The organism is Rubrivirga sp., from assembly GCF_049648075.1.
Classification (GTDB): domain Bacteria; phylum Bacteroidota; class Rhodothermia; order Rhodothermales; family Rubricoccaceae; genus Rubrivirga.
On the sequence record NZ_JBARYR010000035.1, the window covers coordinates 1 to 1,997 of the forward strand.

A 1,997-nucleotide genomic window follows, 5' to 3' on the forward strand; every position below is an offset into this window, starting at 1 on the left:
GGTCGACCAGGGACATTGGTTGTGCCCACGCCGGGGCGAGGGGAGCCAGGGCGGAGAAGGCGAGTGTGACCGCGAGGAGGTGTCGCATGGGTTGGCTAGGGGGTGTGCGTCCAAACTGCGACCGCGCCCCGGTCGTCCGCATTCACCCAGGTGAACAACCCCGGCCCCGAGCGACCATCCACCGTTCGTTCTCAGGGGATCAGTCCTTCCCCGCCAGCCGCGCGCGGATCCGGCTCAGCGACGGCGGGCGGACGCCGACGTACTCGGCGATCCTGTGCTGGGGCACACGCTGGAGGAGGGCTGGCTGCTCGCGTTCGAGCGCGAGGTACCGCTGCTCGGCCGAGTCGAGGTAGAACGACACGAGCCGTCGGTGAGCCTCGACGAACAGCCGCTCTGCGATGACGCGCCCGAGGCGGTCGCCCCACGGGAAGCGGTCGTAGGCCTCACGGACCGCCTCCCGTGGGAGCAGCCACAGCTCCGTCGGCTCGACGGCCTCGATCCGGAGGCGGGAGGGCTCGTCGGTGAGGAAGCTGCCGTAGTCGCTCACGAACTGGCTTTCGGTCGCGAAGTAGGTCGTCCGGTCGTCGCCGTCACGCCCAGCGATCACGCGGAGAACGCCCGACGCGACGAACCCGACGCTGCGGCAGACCTCCCCCTTGCGGACGTACGGCTCGCCCGCGCCGAAGCGAGACCGGACGAGGCGGCCGGTGAGCCAGTCCGCCTCGGCATCGGGGAGGTCCGAGCCCATAGCGGACTCGACGTAGGCTCTGACGGAGGTTCTTGGGTCGGGCATCGTAGGTCCAAGATCGACTCGCCTGCCCGCGAGCGACGGAAAGCTGGCTCGCGCCGTCGCTCCAGGGTCGGTGGGGCGACCGCGGTCACGTTCAGGGGGCCGTCGGTGTGGGTCGTGTACCCGACGCGGCTCTACGTCCCGGCCAAGGTCCGGGCGTTCGCCGCCTTCCTGCTCGACGCTCGCCGGCGGGCCACTGTGGGACGCCACCTGAGAGGGGTGAGTCGGCCCTCGTCGCCGACGCGCTCAGTTCCGAAGCGGGCGTATGATGACATTTTGCACGCATCCCGACGCTGTTGGCGAATTGCTGAACGGTAAGAAACGAGAGCGCCAGAGCTACCCGACACCGACGCCTCTAGCGCGCGATGGACCCGATTTGCGGGTCGCCCTGAATTCGCCAACAGCGTCTGGATACGTGCAAAATGTCATCACAGCGCTTCGGGCTCGCCCAACGCTGGGCTGATAGGCTGATCTCAAAGCGTTGAGCTCGCCGCCCTTCCTCCGCTGTCCGAGTACGTCCGCCTTCTGCGGTGACGAGCGACAAGTCGATGGACAGTGTCTAGGCCGTATCGCGTCACCTCCCGGAGGCCCCCTTTCGGGACAGGCTCGCTGCCGTGACGTCGAGTACGTGTCCCGAAGGTCCCCGGGGTAGGGTCAGTCTGGGTTTCCGAGCCAAGCGCCGTTGGGGAGACGAGAGGCGTCTTTGTCAAACGTCACCAGTCCTGTACCCTCGGCTCGGTACTGGACGGAGAGCAGGGAGTCGGCGAAGTCGGCCGCGTGGGCGTCGTAGAGCGCGACGGCCTCCCGCACGGCCGTCGCATCGAGGACGCGGAGGGTGCGGACGGAGAGGACGAGCCGGAGGGCCGCGACGATCTCGGGCTTAGGCACTTTGTAGACCTGGCGCAGAACCCAAACGAGCTCGCAGAGCGCGACCGGGTGGACGAGGCCGGGGGACTCGGGCGTGAGGACGTCCTCTATGAGCTCTGCGGCCGCAGCGTGCTGGTCAGGGTCGTCGGCCACGAGGTAGCGAACGAGCACGTTGGTATCGAGGCCGCGCCCCATGGGTGTCTCACTCACCTTCTGCCGAGCCCTTCGTCAAGTCGTTGAGCCGTTCGACCTCGTGGGCGGTGCCGTCCTCGAGGTCGTCGACGGTCGGTGCCGGCCCGTCGAGGGCGGAGGCCGAGAGCAACCCCCGGAGCGGGCGGGC

The 1,997-nt window shown here is 68.6% G+C and carries 2 protein-coding genes; both read right to left on the reverse strand.

Annotation, left to right across the window (positions count from 1 at the left end):
• Nucleotides 1–199: 199 nt before the first annotated feature.
• Complete coding sequence (locus tag WBA11_RS01095) at nucleotides 200–748, reverse strand: Crp/Fnr family transcriptional regulator (protein ID WP_424518888.1); 549 nt, start codon at nucleotides 746–748, stop codon at nucleotides 200–202.
• Nucleotides 749–1,444: 696 nt separating this feature from the next.
• Nucleotides 1,445–1,867: a PIN domain-containing protein gene (locus WBA11_RS01100; RefSeq protein WP_424518889.1), complete on the reverse strand. Its 423-nt coding sequence runs from the start codon at nucleotides 1,865–1,867 to the stop codon at nucleotides 1,445–1,447.
• Nucleotides 1,868–1,997: the final 130 nt, after the last annotated feature.

Coding starts and splice junctions, on each gene's coding strand:
- WBA11_RS01095 (WP_424518888.1), bottom strand. CDS start 748: ATGGGCTCGGACCTCCCCGATGCCGAGGCGGACTGGCTCACCGGCCGC.